Below are 15,605 nucleotides of genomic sequence, written 5' to 3'. Positions count from 1 at the left end.
GCTCGCACGCCTATTTCTGCAGCGGGAAGGTCAGTTCCTTCTGGGCGGTATCGACCACGAACACCGCCAGCAGCTTGGCGGGCCTGGTCTTGCTGGCATTGGCGCTGACGCCGTGGCGGTCGCCCGGCATTTCGGAGAAGTTCTGGCCGGCGCGGTAGACCTTCACCGGCCCGTCATTGACCTGGCTCTTGATCGCCCCTTCCAGCACGGTGGCGTAGATGAAGGCGGAGGAGGGATGGGTATGGCCCTCGGAAAAGCCGCCGGGGCCATATTCGACCAGCACGCCCCTCATGCTCTTGCCGGGGACGTTGGGCAGTTCGTGCTCATAGACGAGCGAGACCTTGGCCGCCTTGCCGTCGGCGGCGGCCGGCGCGGCGAGCAGAGTGGAGACGGCGAAGGCGGCGAGGAGAGGGCGGATCATGGCTGGGGTTCCTGGTTGGGGGAATGGAGCTAGGGCGAGACGCTGCGATTGACGGCTGCGCGTGGCGTCTGGGTCCCCTTCTCCCCGTAAGGACGGGGCGAAGGGGCGGCTGGTGTCGCGTTCTCTGTGGCGAAGCCGCCGTCTCACTTCCTCGGATTGGCGGCGAACCATGCTTCGAAGCCGATGCGGCCGAGGCGGGGGTTGTTGTCGCTCACCAGCGAGCCCTCCTGCAGGCGGGCGCCGAAATAGCGGGCCTCGGGATCGGCCACCACCTCGCGGGGATCGCCGCTGGCCTTGAGATAGCGGGCGACGAGATCGCTGAGGCGCGAGCGCTCCGGGCCGGCGATCTCGATCGTGCCGTTCACCGGCGCGGCGAGGGCGACATCGGCCATGGCGTCGGCGACGTCGTCGGAGGCGATCGGCTGCACGAAGGCGGGCGAGAGATGCACCTTGCCCTCGATCGTGCCGGACTGGGCGATGCCGGCGAGGAACTCCATGAACTGGGTGGAGTGCACGATGGTGTAGGGGATGCCGGCGGCCTTGATCAGCCTCTCCTGGGCGAGCTTGCCGCGGAAATAGCCGGCCTCCTGCAGCCGCTCGGTGCCGACGACCGAGAGGGCGATGTGATGCCCGACGCCGGCCGCCTTCTCCGCCGCCATCAGGTTGCGGCCGGAGGTCTCGAAGAACTCCAGCACGGCCTTGTCCTCGAAGGAGGGCGAGTTGGCGAGGTCGATCACCACCTGCGCCCCGGCCAGGGCTTCGGCGAGCCCCTCGCCGGTGATGGTGTTGACGCCGGTGTTGGGCGAGGCGGCGATCACCTCGTGGCCCCTGGCCCTGAGCCGCGCCACCGTCTTGGTGCCGATCAGCCCGGTGCCGCCGATGATGACGATTTTCATGGGATGTCTCCTTTGGGGATGTTTCCGGGTGCGCGGACGTCTCGTCCGCTCTTGGAAACGCTGTACGTGCAAGAAGGGAAGAGCGGGCAAGATGCCCGCGCACCCGGAAATTGCTCAGTAGTCCCAGAACACCGGCACCCAGCGGAAGGCGTCGCCGTCCACGGCGACATGGCCGACCGAGGGGAAGGGCAGGTGGGTGGCCACCAGGAACGAATTGGTCTCGGCCAGCTCCTTCAGCAGCCGGACGCGCACGCGGGCGGCCTCCTCCGGATCGTGCTCGAAGCCGTTGAACCAATCGGGATGCTCGAAGCCGACCGCGAACATGGCATCGCCCGCGAACATCAGCCGGTCCCCGCCGGAGGCGAGGCGGACCACGCTGTGGCCCGGCGTGTGGCCGCCGGTGCGGGAGACGACCACGCCGGGCGCCACCTCATGCTCCTCGCCGAACAGCCGGAGGTGGTCGCGATATTCCGCCGCGAAGCGCTTGGCGGTCGCCCGCAGCGCGTCCGGGAAGCCCGGCGGCATGGCGACATGGGAGAAATCGGGCGCCTCCCAGAACCTGGCCTCGGCTTCAGCCACATGGATCTTGAGATCGGGACGCAGGCGCTCCTTCACGCCGTCCACCAGCAGGCCGCCGACATGGTCCATATGCATATGGGTGAGCACCACGTCGGTCACGGCGCCGAGATCGATGCCGGCCGCCTCCAGCCGCTTGATCAGCTGGCCGGCCCGCGGCAGGTTGAGGTCCGGGTCGAGCCCCAGCCCGGCATCGATGAGGATGGTCTGTTTGCCGCTGCGCACCACCACCACGTTCAGCGCCCAGTCGAAGGCGTCCTGCGGCAGGAACATGTCCTTCAGCCAGGCGGCCCGCACGGAAGGATCGGCATTGTGGCCCAGCATCTGGGTGGGCAGCGGCAGCACGCCGTCGCTGACGATCAGCACGTCGATCTCGCCGATCTGCACCGCGTAGCGCGAGGGCACCAGCTCGTCGGGTTTGGGTCTGGTGGGCGTCAAGGTGTTGTCCAGGCTCATGCTGGCCTCCTGTTTGATGGTGGCGCCGGCGCCGAGGGCCCCGTGCCGCTGGGTGGTGATGGATATTTCCGGGTGCGCGGACGTCCCGTCCGCTCTTGGAAGCGCTGCGTTTGCAAGAGGGGAAGAGGCGGACGTGACGTCCGCGCACCCGGGAAGACGGCTCAGCTCAGCCCGGCCTTGTCGAGCCCGTAGAGCTTGTCGGCCGAGCCCGGCACCGCCTTGAAGGCGATGGAGGCGCGGTTCCAGCTGTTGATGATGGCGATCGCGAAGGTGAGGTCGGAAACCTCCTTCTCCGAGAGCTGGCCGCGCACGCGCTCATAGAGCTCGTCGGGAATGCCGCCTTCCGGCAGCCGGGTCACCGCCTCGGTCCAGGCCAAAGCGGCGCGTTCGCGCGGCACGAACAGGTTGGATTCGCGCCAGATCGCGACGTGGTAGAGCCTCAGCTCGCTCTCGCCGTGGATCTTGGCCTCCTTCACATGCATGTCGAGGCAGAAGGCGCAGCCATTGAGCTGCGAGGCGCGGATGTTGACGAGATCGCGGAGCTTCTCCTCGATCACGCTGCCCTTCAGGGCCATGCTGAGCTCGGAGAGCTTCTTGAAGAGCTCGGGGGATTGCTGGGCGTAGTTCAGGCGCTGGCTCATGTCCGTTTCCTTATTAAGGATATTCAATATCCTTATGGATACAAAATATCCGTAATAGCTGGACAGTAAAGCCTTACCTGCCTAAACTCCGGGCATAAGGCCTATGCGCAAAAGTATGGGGGTGGGGAATGGACATCGTTGGCGCCTTGCGGACCTTCCTGCGCGTGGCGCAGACGGGCTCCTTCACCGCGGCGGCGGCCGATCTCGATCTCACCCAGCCGGCGGTGTCGCGCCAGGTTTCGGCGCTGGAGGCGCGGCTCGGCCTGCGCCTGCTCCACCGCACCACCGTGGCCCTGGCGCTGACGGCGGAGGGCGAGCGGCTGATCCCGATGGCCCTGCGCGTGATCGAGGCGGTGGAGGCGCTGGGCGAGAGCGCCGGCGCCGGCGAGGCGGCGGTCACCGGCAGGGTGCGGCTCAGCCTGCCCGCCCCGCTCGGCCTCGCCTTCGCCGAGCGCCTGCCGGACCTGCTCGCCCGCCATCCCGGCCTCACCGTCGATCTCCTCCTGCGCGAGGCGCCCTCCGATCTCATCGGCGAGGGCATCGATCTCGAAGTGCGCCTCGGCGCCGTCGAGGATTCCAGCCTGACCGGCCGGCGCATCGGCTGGACCACGGCCTATCTGGTGGCCGCGCCCTGCTATCTCGCCCGGCGCCCCGCGCCGGTGCGGCCGAAGGAGGTGCCCGGCCATGACTGCATCTGCTATGCCCGCGCCGGCGATGGGCGGCTCTGGTGCTTCTCCGACGGCGCCGACGAGACGCGCCTGCGCATCGCCCCACGCCTCGTCGCCGACAGCGCCGTCGCCGTCCACCGCGCCGCTTTGGCCGGCGGCGGCCTCGCCATCCTCTCCCACATCCTCGCCGGCCCCGACATCGCGGCCGGCCGCCTCGTCAGCCTGATGCCGGACTTCCCGCCGGCCAGGCTGCCCATCACGCTGGTCTATCCCTCCCGACGGAATTTGCCGCAACGGGTGAAGGTGGTGATGGAGTTTTTGGTGGAAGCGGTGCGGGGGGATGCGATGATGGGGTGAGGGGGTGCTGTGGCGACTGAGAAGGAAAAAAGGGGTGAAAAAGATTTCACAGGAAGCCTCGGCTTGACCCTTCACAATCTTGCGGGAGCTTCGCAGGAATGGCTGCTTTGCGCCCCAAATCGGTCATTGCCCTATTAACGGCCGCAACCCAGAAGCGGACATGAGCGAGGTAGAGCACACTCGCGCCTTTGCGCCAGGAATAGAACTTCGACGCCTGCCCGGAAGCCGACGTCCGAAATGGGGTTTTGGCTTGCGGTCGGTACCGGTCGAAAGCTCGCGGTAGCGATAGCGCGTGATCGAGCACAGCGGCCGGTCGCAACCCGAATGCTACCAGAAGTGACCTGTACGACTACGTTGTGGGGAAATGAACCTCTCGCAGCTCTACATCGCAATCGGTAGGCTCGCTGCAGGAAGGTGAGTGGCCCCTCGCTCTGGTAATAGGTTTACAAATTCATATATTGAGTTGACAAATTTTTAGAATTGTATAACAATAACATCATGCAAGTTGACAGATCACTCATCACAGCCCTCATTGATGCCGCGATGTCTGCCGATTACACCGGCGTGCGGCGTATCGGCACCAATATTGCCAAGCTAATGGCCGAACAGAAGGATCTTGAGGGGGCCAAGGCACTGCAGACCCTTCTCCGCAAGCGCGGTGTGCCGCTTCAGGCCTCAGGGTATGCCGAGGCCCTCCCGCGCGATGCCGGGTCTCGCTTGCCGCTCATTGAAGAAGGCCAGTGGCCAACCACCCCGGTGATGTTGTCTGGCGAAGCAGAGCAGACGGTCTCGCAATTGGTGGAAGATGCGAAGAATATTCACCTGCTGACAGAAAAAGGGGTGTCCTCACAGCTCCACATGTTGCTGTACGGACCTCCTGGGACCGGCAAGACACTTCTCGCAAGCTCGATAGCAGCCATGCTGCAGCGACCGTTTTATGTGGCACGGCTGGACTCCTTGATTTCGTCCCGCTTGGGCGAAACGGCGAAGAACATCCGCGGCATATTCGAGTTCGTCCCAGCGCGGAATGCGGTTCTGTTCCTGGACGAAATGGATGCCATCGCTAAGCTGCGCGACGATCGGCACGAACTCGGTGAGCTCAAGAGGGTCGTGAACACCGTCCTTCAGGGGCTGGATTCGCTGCCTAACGACGTCGTTACGATCGGCGCCACCAATCATCCTCACCTGCTGGATCCGGCGATTTGGCGGCGCTTCCCTTATAAGGTGGAGTTTGAACTGCCGAACGAGGATGTGCGGGCCAGTTTGTGGCTGCATTTCCTCTATCAAGATGATCAGACTCGTCTGGACGACGCTCACCTACTCGCGAGAGCTTCCGACGGTCTTAGCGGCGCCGATATCGAGAATATTGCGCTCGCGGTTCGCCGGCGCGCCGTCCTCGGCCATCAGGAGCCAAGCCTCGCGCAGATTTTGATGGCGGTGCAGTTGTCGCGCGCGGGCAGCCCGCAGCTTCTCAAGAACCGCGAACTCGATACGGCCGAGAAAAAGAGCCTGAGCCTTTTCCTCCATGATCAAGGGCGCGTCCGCCCAGGTGATATTGCAGAGATTGTCGGTGTGAGCCGACAGATGGTTTATCGCTACCTGAAGGAGGCGGGACATGGCTGATCCTCGTAACCCGCTTCTCAATCCGGTCCTCCGCTTCTCCAAGGACCCTAAGCCGGAAAGGATCACTGGCGGCGGGAAGAATGCCTTCGGCATCAAGGCCGGTCGCCTTAATGTGCAGCGCCGCGCACTGGGGTCGCAACTGCGCACGCTCGCAGCGCAGTCCGACGGTCGTCCGAAGTTCAATGGCAGGGTGGTCCTCTACGCCGCCATGTTCGACGACTCCCTGGCTCCCACCTGGACCCCGAACGATCTGTTTCAGGCGACGCGCGACGCCCGTCTGATCGCACCTTATCGGACGGGTTACCTGGTCGAGATTCGTGCTGACCAGCTCAACATGCTCGGCCGCCTCGTCGAAAGCACGGACGTGGCCAAGGAGCTGGTGGACATTTCCCGCGTCAAATCCGTTCGTTTCTTTAGCGAGGGCGATACTGCGGGTAACTCTAACCTGGTCGAGATCTGGGAAGCTGCCCCAGAAGTCGATGCTGGTAGGGCGTTTGTCGTCTGGCTAATGCCTCTGCGGGGACGTGACGCAGTGGAAAGCCTGATCCAGGCATTTTCAGCTTTGCGGGATGGAGTGGTCGTCCCGCCAGCGCCGTTGCTGGCTGCGCTCACGGCCGACATGGCAAGTGACGCTCCTGCGCTCATGCGGCGCAGTCTGCAAGCTGTGGCGTCAACGGGCGATCGGTTCAACCTGGTTGTCCGCGAGTATCGCGCCCATCACCGCGCCCGGGCCACAGTTATTGTGCCGAGCCAGGACGCCCTTGAGCAGTTGGTGGCTTCAGGCACCGTGTACCGCATCGAGCCGGTTCGGCCGCTAACCTCAACGTCTCCCGGCGAAGGGCGCGAGCCTGACCGGCCACTTCCGGCCAACCTTTCCTCTCTCCCGATCGTCGGGGTTGTCGACGGGGGCCTCACTGCCACCTCCTATCGTCCGGCCGAAGCCTGGCACGCGCCGCCTCTGATCCAGACGGTGGATGCTGACACACTGCACGGCAACCGGGTGACGTCGCTGATCGTCCAGGGTCACGACTGGAATAACAACCTCACGCTCCCACCGCTTTACTGCCAAGTTGGCACCGTTCAAGCGGTTGCCAAAGACAGCGCGCGCTCGTTCGTCGATCCCCAGGACTTCATCGCTTACCTCGATGGCGTCATGACGGCGAACCCAGGCACCAAGGTCTGGAATTTCTCGCTCAACCAGCGTCAACCTTGCCAACTCGACTTGGTTAGCCCTTTGGGCCACGATATTGCCCTTCTGGCCCGCAAGCACGGCGTTCTGCCAGTTGTCTCTATCGGCAACAAGCCGGGAGATCTTCTGCAGCCTCCGGCGGACTGCGAGGCGGCGCTCACTGTGGGTGGCCGTCTTCACAGCGCGAATGGCTCCCCTGGCAGCGAATGTCCGGTCAGCCTTAGCGGCCCTGGCCCTGCCAGCATGCTCAAGCCTGACCTATCCCACTTCTCGCATGTGCGGGCGATCGGCGGCTCGGTTATCGCGGGCTCGAGTTTCTCGACGGCTCTTACCTCAGCAGTGGCCGCGCACACCATGCATCGCGTACGAGATGCCTCTCCGGACTTGGTCAAAGCCCTGTTGCTGCACAACGCCGATGGCGATGGGCATAATCATTCCCTCGGCTTTGGAACGCCGGCCGTCGGCTCTTTGCCCTGGGAGTGCCGCAACGGCGTGGTCACGCTGCAGTGGAAGGCCTCGCTCCGTCCGGGCGCTGCCTACTATTGGGAGCTGCCCATTCCCCGGTCCATGTGTGAATCGGGGAAGCTGAAGGGTTTTGGCACGCTTACCGCGGTTCTGAACCCGCACCCGATGGTCAGCGATATTGCCGGGCCGAACTATTTCAGCGTCCGTCTGGCAACCGCTCTGCAACGCCAGCGAGGTCTGACGCCGAAGAGCATGCCCAAGTTTCATAACCTTCTTGGCTCGCTCGAAACCGAGAAGATTACAGAAGCGGACGCCCGGACCTTCGATCACAAGTGGAGCCCAATCCGGCACCACCACAATACCTTCCAGAACATTAGCTTCGATGGCGATGCCCTGCGCGTCTATGCCCGCGTCTACGTCCGGGATCTCTACCTCTACGGAATTTCGACAGCTGACGAGGTGCCCGAAATGAATACGGAATTCGTCCTGTCGCTTGGCACCGGGCACGAAGACGACGACGTCTACAACGAGCTGCGCGATCAACTCGGCGTCTTCGTCGAGAGTGCCATTATCGAAACCGACATCGACGTTGACAACGAAGGAGGCTGACCATGAGCAAGGATACTGACCGTACCGTCTACCGCCGCGCGTCCGACAACAAGTGGGTCGATAAGCGTAACGATGCCTCCAAAGGCTTCGTATTCGACACCTAGAAGGAGGCAATTGCCTCCGGGAAAGAGAAGCTGGTCAACGCCGGCGGCGGCGAACTGACCATCAAGGGTCGAGACGGACTGATCCGCAGCAAGGATACTCTCGGTGGCGGCAACGATCCGAACCCGCCGCGCGACCGGGAACACTGATCCTGAGTCGCCCAAACTGAATCTCTGCAGCACGCTTGTGGAGGGACTGCTGAGCGCCCACATCTATGACAGTATTCACGGTCGTGCGTGGTGGTTGCAGGGCACTTGGCACTTTAAGCTTCGAAAACCACCATGTCGACCTTAGCGGCTGCTTCTTTTGGCTTTGGGCGCCACCTTTGAACCGCTCAGAAGTGGACGCTTCCCATATTAAGCTAGGGTTAGTTCCGACCCTCGACAATCATCGGCGGTGTGTCCGCTTTGCTCGAAGCATCCAATAGGGGACGGTCTGCCGCCGGCCCCTAAGCTACCCTTCGAGGGACCCCTCTACGGGATCCAACCCACCCCACGCGCCGGCCACAGGCATCTGGTCTGTGCGAGACCCCCTGACGCCGTGTCGAAGTCAGTCTCCTCCTCGTCGAGCAAAAGACTCAAGCTGGCCGGTAACGTGCAAGAGGCCCCGCGATCAAGCCTTCGCCGCCGTCGGCTGGGTCGGCGGCGGGGGCAACAGTTTGCCGCGCGCCAGGAGATAGAGGCTGCCCACCGCCAGCAGGCCGATCACGATATTGGCGATGGCGAACAGGAAGGGTGCGAGTAGCTGCGCCGGCGGGCTGGTGCCTTCCGCGGCCAAGCGGATCACGGCGGTCGGCAGGGCGGCGACGCCGAAGCTGAAGCCCCAATAACCGGGCGAGAAAGGCTGGGCCATGATCCAGGGCAGCAGGCGCAGCAGGATCAGGCCCTGCAGGATGGCATAGCCGATCAGCGCCATGGCGAAGACATCGCCATGCCCGCCGCTGACATTGAGATAGGCCACCGCGCCCACCGCCGGCGGCGCGAGCTGGATGCCGAGCGTGGGGCGCAGCCGTTCCGGCAGGGCCGGCCCGTGCAGCAGGCGGTTGATCAACACCGATTCCAGTGCCAGCCAGGAGAACACGCCGCCGCCGAAGGCCAACTGGCCCCATTCCGGCCAGCCGAGGGCCGACAGCGTCGAGGCGGATACGAAGCTGGCGGCGACGGTCGGCAAATAGAGCACGGCCGTCGCCGTGCCGATGTCTCGCTCGCCGCGCCACAGGCCACCCGAGCGGTAGACGGCGAAGGCGATGGCGCCGAGAGTGCCGATGAGCGCCAGCGCGAGGCCGCCCGTGCGGGAATAGGGCAGCAGGGCCTGGGCGGTCAGCATCGTCGTCACCGGCGCGAGGCCGATGAAGCAGCACTGGATCGCATCAGCGAATTCGGCGCGCGCATCGCCCGGTGCAAACAGCCATTTGCCGGCGAACAGCACGATCAGCAGCGTCCAGACCAGGGCGCCGACGGCGAGGATCGCCTCGGAGATGCCGGCCGGCAGGAGCCAGAGGCGCTCCGCCCCGCGCCAGAGCAGCCCGAGCGCCAGCAGGCCGAGCGGAATGCCGAAGAAGGCGGCGGGCGGAAAGCGAAAACCGGAAGGCGTCATGGCCTGTGTCCCACGAGGTGGCAATTCAAAGGATGGGGTCTGGTATCAACACAGAATAGGTGACTCGTCATCCCCGGCCATATCGTCACGAGCTTTGCTCGTGCGTGGTAGCGGAGGAAGGAGATCCAGGAGCTACAGCGTTTTGCGGCTGCGTGGAATCACCAAGAATCGCAAAGGCGCGTCGAACCGCAGAGCCGGAGCAAAACGGCGTCTGCGCCCGAACGTGCCTTACTTCTGCGGGCGCGGATTTTGGCCGTGCACTGCCTTCCCGCTGCCTTCGGCGGAGGCCGTGCGGTGGCGGAGACAAGCGAGACCATTGAAATCCCGCCACACTTGTAACTCTCGCAGGGCCCGCCGTCCGCGATAACGTCTTCGTATCGCAACGCCGGAAACGGCAAATGGCGGAGGAGCGGAAATGACGATGTCCGCATCGGCAGGGATGGTCGCCTCGTTGCGGGGTCCCGCCACCGGCATGGCCGGCTGGCTCGGGCTCGCCGCCGCCCCGACCTTCGCCTTGATGGCCGGGATTTCCGCCGCCGGCTCGCCGGCCATGACGATATGTTCCGCCGTCCCGACCGTCATCCCGATCAACGACATGGCCCTGATGTACCTGCTGATGAGCCTTTTTCACGGTTCGGCGTGGCTGAAATTCCTTTCCGGCCGTTTGCAGCGCCGCAACCTCCCCACCCTCCAAACCGAAGGAGACTGACGATGCAGAACGCTGTCGTTTCACACGGTGAATGGCTGACCGCCCGCCGGAATTTCCTCAAGACGGAAAAGGAGCTCACCCATCTTCGCGACAAGGTCGCCAGGGAGCGGCTCGCCCTCCCATGGGTGCGCATCGACAAGGAATACGTGTTCGACACGCCGGATGGCCCGCGCACGCTGGCCGATCTCTTCGACGGCCGATCGCAGCTCCTGGTGCAGCATTTCATGTTCGCGCCGGGATGGAAGGAAGGCTGCCCGAGCTGTTCCTACATGGCCGATCACACCGACGGCATGAACAGGCACCTGGCGCATCACGACGTCACCATGATCGCCGTCTCGCGCGCGCCGCTCGCCGAGATCGAGCGCTACCGCAAACGCATGGGCTGGCAGTTCAAATGGGTCTCGTCCTTCGGCAGCGACTTCAACTATGACTTCCGCGTCAGCTTCACGCCCGAGGAGGTCGCCAGCGGGCATATCGACTACAATTTCGGGGAATGGCGGGAAACCGGCGGGGAATGGCCCGGTGTCAGCGCCTTCTACAAGAACGAGGCGGGCGAGGTCTTCCGCACCTACTCCACCTATGGGCGCGGCGTCGAGGTGATGATGGGCACCTACGCCATGCTCGATCTCGCACCGAAAGGCCGTAACGAGGCCGAGGGCATGGACTGGGTGCGCCGCCACGACCGCTACGAGTAAGACCAACCCACGGAATGCCTGACTTGTCATTCCTGGCCGTATCCTCACCAAGCCCTGCTTGTGAGGGGCAGCGAGGGGAAGGGGCTAAGGCGGTTTGCGATTAGACGGAGTTACCAAGAATCGCAAAGGCGCGTCGAAACAATGAGTTATACCAGCCTGCATAAAGTTTGACGCCCCAGCTTCGTCATTGCGAGCGAAGCGAAGCAATCCAGGGGCTTGAAGGCACAGAGTTTGTAGCCCTGGATTGCTTCGCTTCGCTCGCAATGACGGGGTAGCCTTTATGTTTCCTGGTATCAGAGCAAATAAGCGTTCATACCTGAACGCGCTTTGCTCTGGCGAGCGCAGATTCTGGCCCTGGATTCCCTTCCCGCCACCTTCGGCGGCGCCGGAACGACAGCCTTCCGCCTACACGCAACGATCAAGATCTATGATGGGTGGCAAACCGGGAGAATTGCGCCGGAAGCGGTTCGCAAAGGCCTAATGCAGTTCATTTAGGAGGGAAGCGCTCCGAATTGTCATAGCCGGGCTTGACCCGGCTATCCAGAAACCGCCCACGCAATACGGAGATCCAGGTTGGATTGCCGGGTCAAGCCCGGCAATGACAAAGGTCGAGCAGACCTGAAGACGCTTAAGTGAACTGCATTGTCCGCAAAGGCCTGGCCTCATTTCTGGACCGGCGTGCAGTCCATCACCTTCCTGCCATTGGCGGAATTGGTGACCTCCAGGCGCTGCTTTCCGCTTTTCTCGTCCTTGCCGAGATAATAGTGCAGCGTGACGGGCGCCTTGCGCTGTCCGCCGACCTGCTGGGCCGGAAAGAACTTCTCGTAGGCCTGCCTGTCCTTCCTGAGCCGGGCGACATTGTCCATCGAGACGAGCGCCAGATAGGTCTCGAGGTCTGAGGCGACGACGAGCTTGTCGCCCTTGTCGCCATAGAGCGCCACCAATTGCTGGGTGACCTTCATCGCCGGAAGATGGGTGCAGGAGAAGGTCATGTAGTCGTCCGGCCGGTCCTGCGCCGTCGCCGGCCCGGCCAGGAGCACCGCCAGCGCGGCGGCGAGGATGGCTCTCGCTGCCGTCATATCGGATCGGCCGGCAGGAAGGCCCAGCTCATCGTGTGCTCGCCCTCGGGCAGGGTCATCACGATCTGCACGCTGCGGCGCGGCCCTTCGGGATTGGCCAGATGCGCTGTTTCGGCCAAAGTGAAGGGCACGTCGGCCAGGAACAGCCATTCCTTGCCGCTCGGCAGGGTGATCACGATCTGGGTGTCGCCATTGGCGGGCCGGGCGGCGACGGCGGGGTGGAGGTGGAAGCGCAGCAGCACCGGCTCCTTGCCCTTCCAGGGCTCGCCCTTGGCGTCGAGGAAGCTGTCGCGGCCCTCGAGCGCGCCGGTGATCTGGCTCAGCGTCAGCTCGCGCTGGTGGATCAGGCCGAAATCATGGCGGTAGCCGTCATGGGAGGCGGTGATGGTGCTGGCCGCCGGCGTGTTCTCGCGCTGCACCGGCACATGCCTGGGGCCGGAGAGGATGGCCCGCCCGCCCAGGCTCGGCGCGGTGGCGCCGGGTTTCCTCGTACCGCCGGCGAAATGGCTGGAGGAGGCGTCGGCCACGATGGCGGTGGAATGGGCGCCGGTGGAACGGGCGAGGTGGCGCCAGTTCTCGCGGCCCGGGGCGGGCGCGCCGCAATTGACCACGATGCGGAAATTGTCGGCCGAGAACTCGAAGGCGAGCGTGCCGGCATGGGCCTCCTGCGAGACGTTCACCGGCGGCGGCTTGCCGGTGTCGACCAGCAGCACGGCGCCATTGGCCTCCAGGCGCTGATAGCCGCCATGGGGGGCGTTCTGCACCGGCTTGCCGCGGGCATCGTCATAGGCGAGCAGCGTCGCGATCAGATGGCTCTGGGTGTAGCCCATGCCGTTGAAGGCGGCGAAGGCGCCGTCGGCATGGCGGAAGAAGCGCAGCATCGGCATCATGCGGTCGATGGCGCCGATCAGTTCGGGCGGGGCGACGGCGTTGCGCGCGGCGAAGGATTGGCGCAGGGGCAGGAGGTCGAGCAGCAGCTCGATATTGGCCTGCGGGTTGCGGGAGATATGGATGCCGTCGGCCAGGATCTGTCGGTTGAGCTCGCTCGTGAGCCAGCGCAGCGCCGGGCGACGCAGCCCCGATTTGTTGGAGAGGCAGAGACTCACCTGCATCACCGCGATGGCGCAGAGCAGGCGCGGCATGCCGTCGGTGGTGGAGCGGCCGGCATGCAGGAGATAGCTGGTCTGCCAGGCGACCGAGCGCAGGAAGGCGCGGTAGAAGCCGCGATCGGCGCCGTCGAGGATCATCGGCGCCATCGAGACCCAGGCGAGCATGCGCCGCGCCGTCAGGAGCGGGTCGAGGGCCTCGGGCTGGAAGCGCAGGTTCGAGCGCACGAAATCGCCGACCAGGCGGCGCGCCACCTGCTTGCCGGCGGTGCCGTCGGCCGCCCTCAGATGCCTCAGCCAGGTGAAGCCGAGCAGCGTCTCGCGCCAGGCCGGCGAGGGCGGGGCGATGGCGAAGGGCGAGACCTCGTTGAGCACGATGGTCTTGGCGACGAAGGTGAAGCGGCCGAGCACCAGTTCGGCCGCGCGGGTGGGGTCGGCGGCCCTGAGGTCCTGCGGGGCCAGCACCAGCTTTTCGGGATCGCCGCGGCCGAAGCGCCAGCGCATGAAGGGCAGGAGGTAAAGGCGCGTCAGCACGGCGCGGCCGGATTGCGCGGCAGCAGTGAGGGAGAGACGGAGCTTGGGGCCCAGAGTGCCTCGGCTCATTCCTGACGCGGACCTCCAGAGAAGGGAACGAAGGGACGGGCGCCCGAAGCGGGCATGCCGACGTCGGCGATAGGCTCCTTGTGGCCATTGCGTGAGCTTCGCGCAAGCCTCGGGCCGGCGATTTCAGCGACATGGCCCCAGTTTTAAGCGCGGCGGAGCGATGGGTACGCTGGCTGTTGCCCAGAAAGACGCGACAAGCCCTCTCCACGAAGTGGGAGGGTGGCCGAGCGAAGCGAGGTCGGGAGGGGTGTGGCGGGCAGCGCGTTTCCTCCTCGGATGCTTGCACGACCGTCGTGCCATCTCGTCATGCTTATCGCGCTGCTCGCCACACCCCATCCGCCCGAACTTTGTTCGGGCACCTTCCCCAGCTTCGTGGGGAAGGCTTCCCGCGCCTTACGCGGCTACCCCTTCCGCCGCATGCGCGCGGCGAAGAAGCCATCCATGCCGGCCATCACCGGATCTGGATCGGGCAGGAGACTCGGCAGAGTGCGCAGCATGCCCCCGGGCGTGATCGCCCCCTCGATGCCGCCGATGTCATCGGATAGCACCGGCTCCAGCGCGAAATCCGCATTGCCTTCGAGGAAGCGGGCGATCTGCGCCTCGCCCTCTTCCTGCTCCAGCGAGCAGGTGCAGTAGACCAGCAGCCCGCCGGGCTTCACCAGGCCGGCCATGCGGCCGAGCATGCGGCGCTGCAGGTCGGCCACCGCGCCGATGTCGCGGGCGGACTTGCTCCAGGCGACGTCGGGATGGCGGCGGATGGTGCCGGTGGCGCTGCAGGGGGCATCGAGGATGACGGCGTCGAAGGGCTCGGCCTTCCAAGCCTGCAAGTCATTGGCCAGGATGTCCGCCGTCACCACCTCGGCCTTGAGATCGAGGCGCTTGAGATTCTCGCCGAGGCGCTGCAGCCGCGCGGCCGAGCGGTCCACAGCGGTGACCGTGGCGCCGGCGGCGGCGACCTGGGCGGTCTTGCCGCCGGGCGCGGCGCAGAGATCGGCGACCCGGCGCCCCGCGACATCGCCGAGCAGGCGGGCAGGCAGGGCGGCGGCGGCATCCTGCACCCACCAGGCCCCGGCCTCATAGCCTTCCAGTGCCCGGATGGGGCCGTTATGGGCGAGGCGCACCGAGCCGGTGGGCAGGAGGCGGCCGCCGAGCCGTTCGGCCCAGCCGGCGGCATCCGCCTTCACGGTGAGGTCGAGCGAGGGCTCGACGCGCTGTGCCGCCGCCATGGCGGCCGCCGTCGCCTCGCCATATTGGGCGCTCCAGCGCTTGTAGAGCCAGGAGGGGGTATCGGCTTCGGGCGGGATGGCGGCGAGCAGCTCTTCCTTGCCGGCCGAGATCTTGCGCAGCACGGCATTGGCGAGGCCCGAAAAGGCCTGGGCGCGATCATCGCCGCGGGCGAGGCGCACGGCCAGGTCGACGGCGGCGCGGTCGGGCACGTCGAGGAAGAGGATCTGGGCCGCGGCGGTGATCAGGATGGCCTCCAGCGGGCCGGACTTGCGCGGCATGCCCTTGACGAGCAGCTTCTCGAGCAGCGTGCCGATGGTGCCGTAGCGCCGCATCGAGACGCCGGCGATCATGCGGGCGAGGGCCAGATCGCGGGCTTCGAGCGAGGCGTCGTCGAAGGCGTCTTCCAGCGCCTGGTCCTGGCCGAGGACGCCCGCCACCGCCTTCGCCGCGAGGGCACGGGCGGCAAGGCCGGGAACGCCGCGCCCGGCGGGCGGATGGCGGGGAGGGAAAGGGGGCTTGCTCAAGGGGCTTCAATCCGATTTGCCGCCTCAATAGAGGATTTGGCCGGCAAGCGGAAAGAATTTTCG

General features: G+C 65.2%; 14 protein-coding genes. 6 read left to right on the top strand and 8 right to left on the bottom strand.

Annotation, left to right across the window (positions count from 1 at the left end):
- Positions 1-10 precede the first annotated feature (10 nt).
- The 4 genes from J8I29_RS21415 to J8I29_RS21400 form a co-directional block, all read right to left on the bottom strand.
- Positions 11-421 (bottom strand): cupin domain-containing protein, encoded by a 411-nt coding sequence (locus J8I29_RS21415; protein ID WP_209433195.1) that lies wholly within the window; start codon positions 419-421, stop codon positions 11-13.
- Positions 422-564: 143 nt separating this feature from the next.
- Entirely contained in the window at positions 565-1,317 is a 753-nt protein-coding gene (locus J8I29_RS21410; RefSeq protein ID WP_209433194.1) for an SDR family oxidoreductase, read from the bottom strand.
- Positions 1,318-1,431: 114 nt separating this feature from the next.
- Entirely contained in the window at positions 1,432-2,349 is a 918-nt protein-coding gene (locus tag J8I29_RS21405; protein ID WP_209433193.1) for an MBL fold metallo-hydrolase, read from the bottom strand.
- Positions 2,350-2,510: 161 nt separating this feature from the next.
- The gene (locus tag J8I29_RS21400) at positions 2,511-2,990 is read right to left on the bottom strand and encodes a carboxymuconolactone decarboxylase family protein (protein WP_209433192.1); all 480 of its coding nucleotides are present in this window, start codon (positions 2,988-2,990) and stop codon (positions 2,511-2,513) included.
- 128 nt (positions 2,991-3,118) lie between these two features.
- Here J8I29_RS21400 and J8I29_RS21395 point away from each other — a divergent pair, with 128 nt between their 5' ends.
- The 4 genes from J8I29_RS21395 to J8I29_RS30460 all read left to right on the top strand — a co-directional run bounded on the left by J8I29_RS21395 (position 3,119) and on the right by J8I29_RS30460 (position 8,152).
- The gene (locus tag J8I29_RS21395) at positions 3,119-4,015 is read left to right on the top strand and encodes a LysR family transcriptional regulator (RefSeq protein WP_105864011.1); all 897 of its coding nucleotides are present in this window, start codon (positions 3,119-3,121) and stop codon (positions 4,013-4,015) included.
- Positions 4,016-4,513: 498 nt separating this feature from the next.
- Positions 4,514-5,638, top strand: coding sequence for an AAA family ATPase (locus tag J8I29_RS21390; RefSeq protein ID WP_209433191.1), 1,125 nt, complete (start codon positions 4,514-4,516; stop codon positions 5,636-5,638).
- Entirely contained in the window at positions 5,631-7,901 is a 2,271-nt protein-coding gene (locus J8I29_RS21385; RefSeq protein ID WP_209433190.1) for a S8 family serine peptidase, read from the top strand. The genes J8I29_RS21390 and J8I29_RS21385 overlap by 8 nt, the downstream gene beginning before the upstream one ends.
- A gap of 113 nt (positions 7,902-8,014) precedes the next feature.
- Complete coding sequence (locus tag J8I29_RS30460) at positions 8,015-8,152, top strand: DUF2188 domain-containing protein (RefSeq protein WP_209433235.1); 138 nt, start codon at positions 8,015-8,017, stop codon at positions 8,150-8,152.
- Positions 8,153-8,615: 463 nt separating this feature from the next.
- Here J8I29_RS30460 and tehA read toward each other — a convergent pair whose 3' ends face one another.
- Positions 8,616-9,599 carry a dicarboxylate transporter/tellurite-resistance protein TehA gene (gene tehA, locus J8I29_RS21375; protein WP_209433189.1) on the bottom strand — a complete coding sequence of 328 codons (984 nt, stop codon included), beginning with the start codon at positions 9,597-9,599 and terminating at the stop codon, positions 8,616-8,618.
- A 415-nt stretch (positions 9,600-10,014) separates the two neighbouring features.
- Here tehA and J8I29_RS21370 point away from each other — a divergent pair, with 415 nt between their 5' ends.
- A complete protein-coding gene (locus J8I29_RS21370; RefSeq protein WP_209433188.1) occupies positions 10,015-10,308 on the top strand; it encodes a hypothetical protein in 294 nt (97 codons plus the stop codon).
- Positions 10,309-10,310: 2 nt separating this feature from the next.
- Positions 10,311-11,003: a thioredoxin family protein gene (locus J8I29_RS21365; RefSeq protein WP_209433187.1), complete on the top strand. Its 693-nt coding sequence runs from the start codon at positions 10,311-10,313 to the stop codon at positions 11,001-11,003.
- A 662-nt stretch (positions 11,004-11,665) separates the two neighbouring features.
- Here J8I29_RS21365 and J8I29_RS21360 read toward each other — a convergent pair.
- From J8I29_RS21360 to J8I29_RS21350, 3 genes are all read right to left on the bottom strand, one after another.
- Positions 11,666-12,082, bottom strand: coding sequence for a hypothetical protein (locus tag J8I29_RS21360; RefSeq protein WP_209433186.1), 417 nt, complete (start codon positions 12,080-12,082; stop codon positions 11,666-11,668).
- Complete coding sequence (locus J8I29_RS21355) at positions 12,079-13,791, bottom strand: heparinase II/III family protein (protein ID WP_105864022.1); 1,713 nt, start codon at positions 13,789-13,791, stop codon at positions 12,079-12,081. The genes J8I29_RS21360 and J8I29_RS21355 overlap by 4 nt, the downstream gene beginning before the upstream one ends.
- A gap of 401 nt (positions 13,792-14,192) precedes the next feature.
- Positions 14,193-15,542: an RsmB/NOP family class I SAM-dependent RNA methyltransferase gene (locus tag J8I29_RS21350; RefSeq protein WP_209433185.1), complete on the bottom strand. Its 1,350-nt coding sequence runs from the start codon at positions 15,540-15,542 to the stop codon at positions 14,193-14,195.
- Positions 15,543-15,605 lie beyond the last annotated feature (63 nt).

Source organism: Labrys sp. LIt4 (assembly GCF_017813775.1).
Taxonomy (GTDB): Bacteria; Pseudomonadota; Alphaproteobacteria; order Rhizobiales; family Labraceae; genus Labrys; species Labrys okinawensis_A.
The sequence above is the reverse complement of the archived record's forward strand: the minus strand, read 5'-3'. Positions and strand labels throughout refer to the sequence as shown.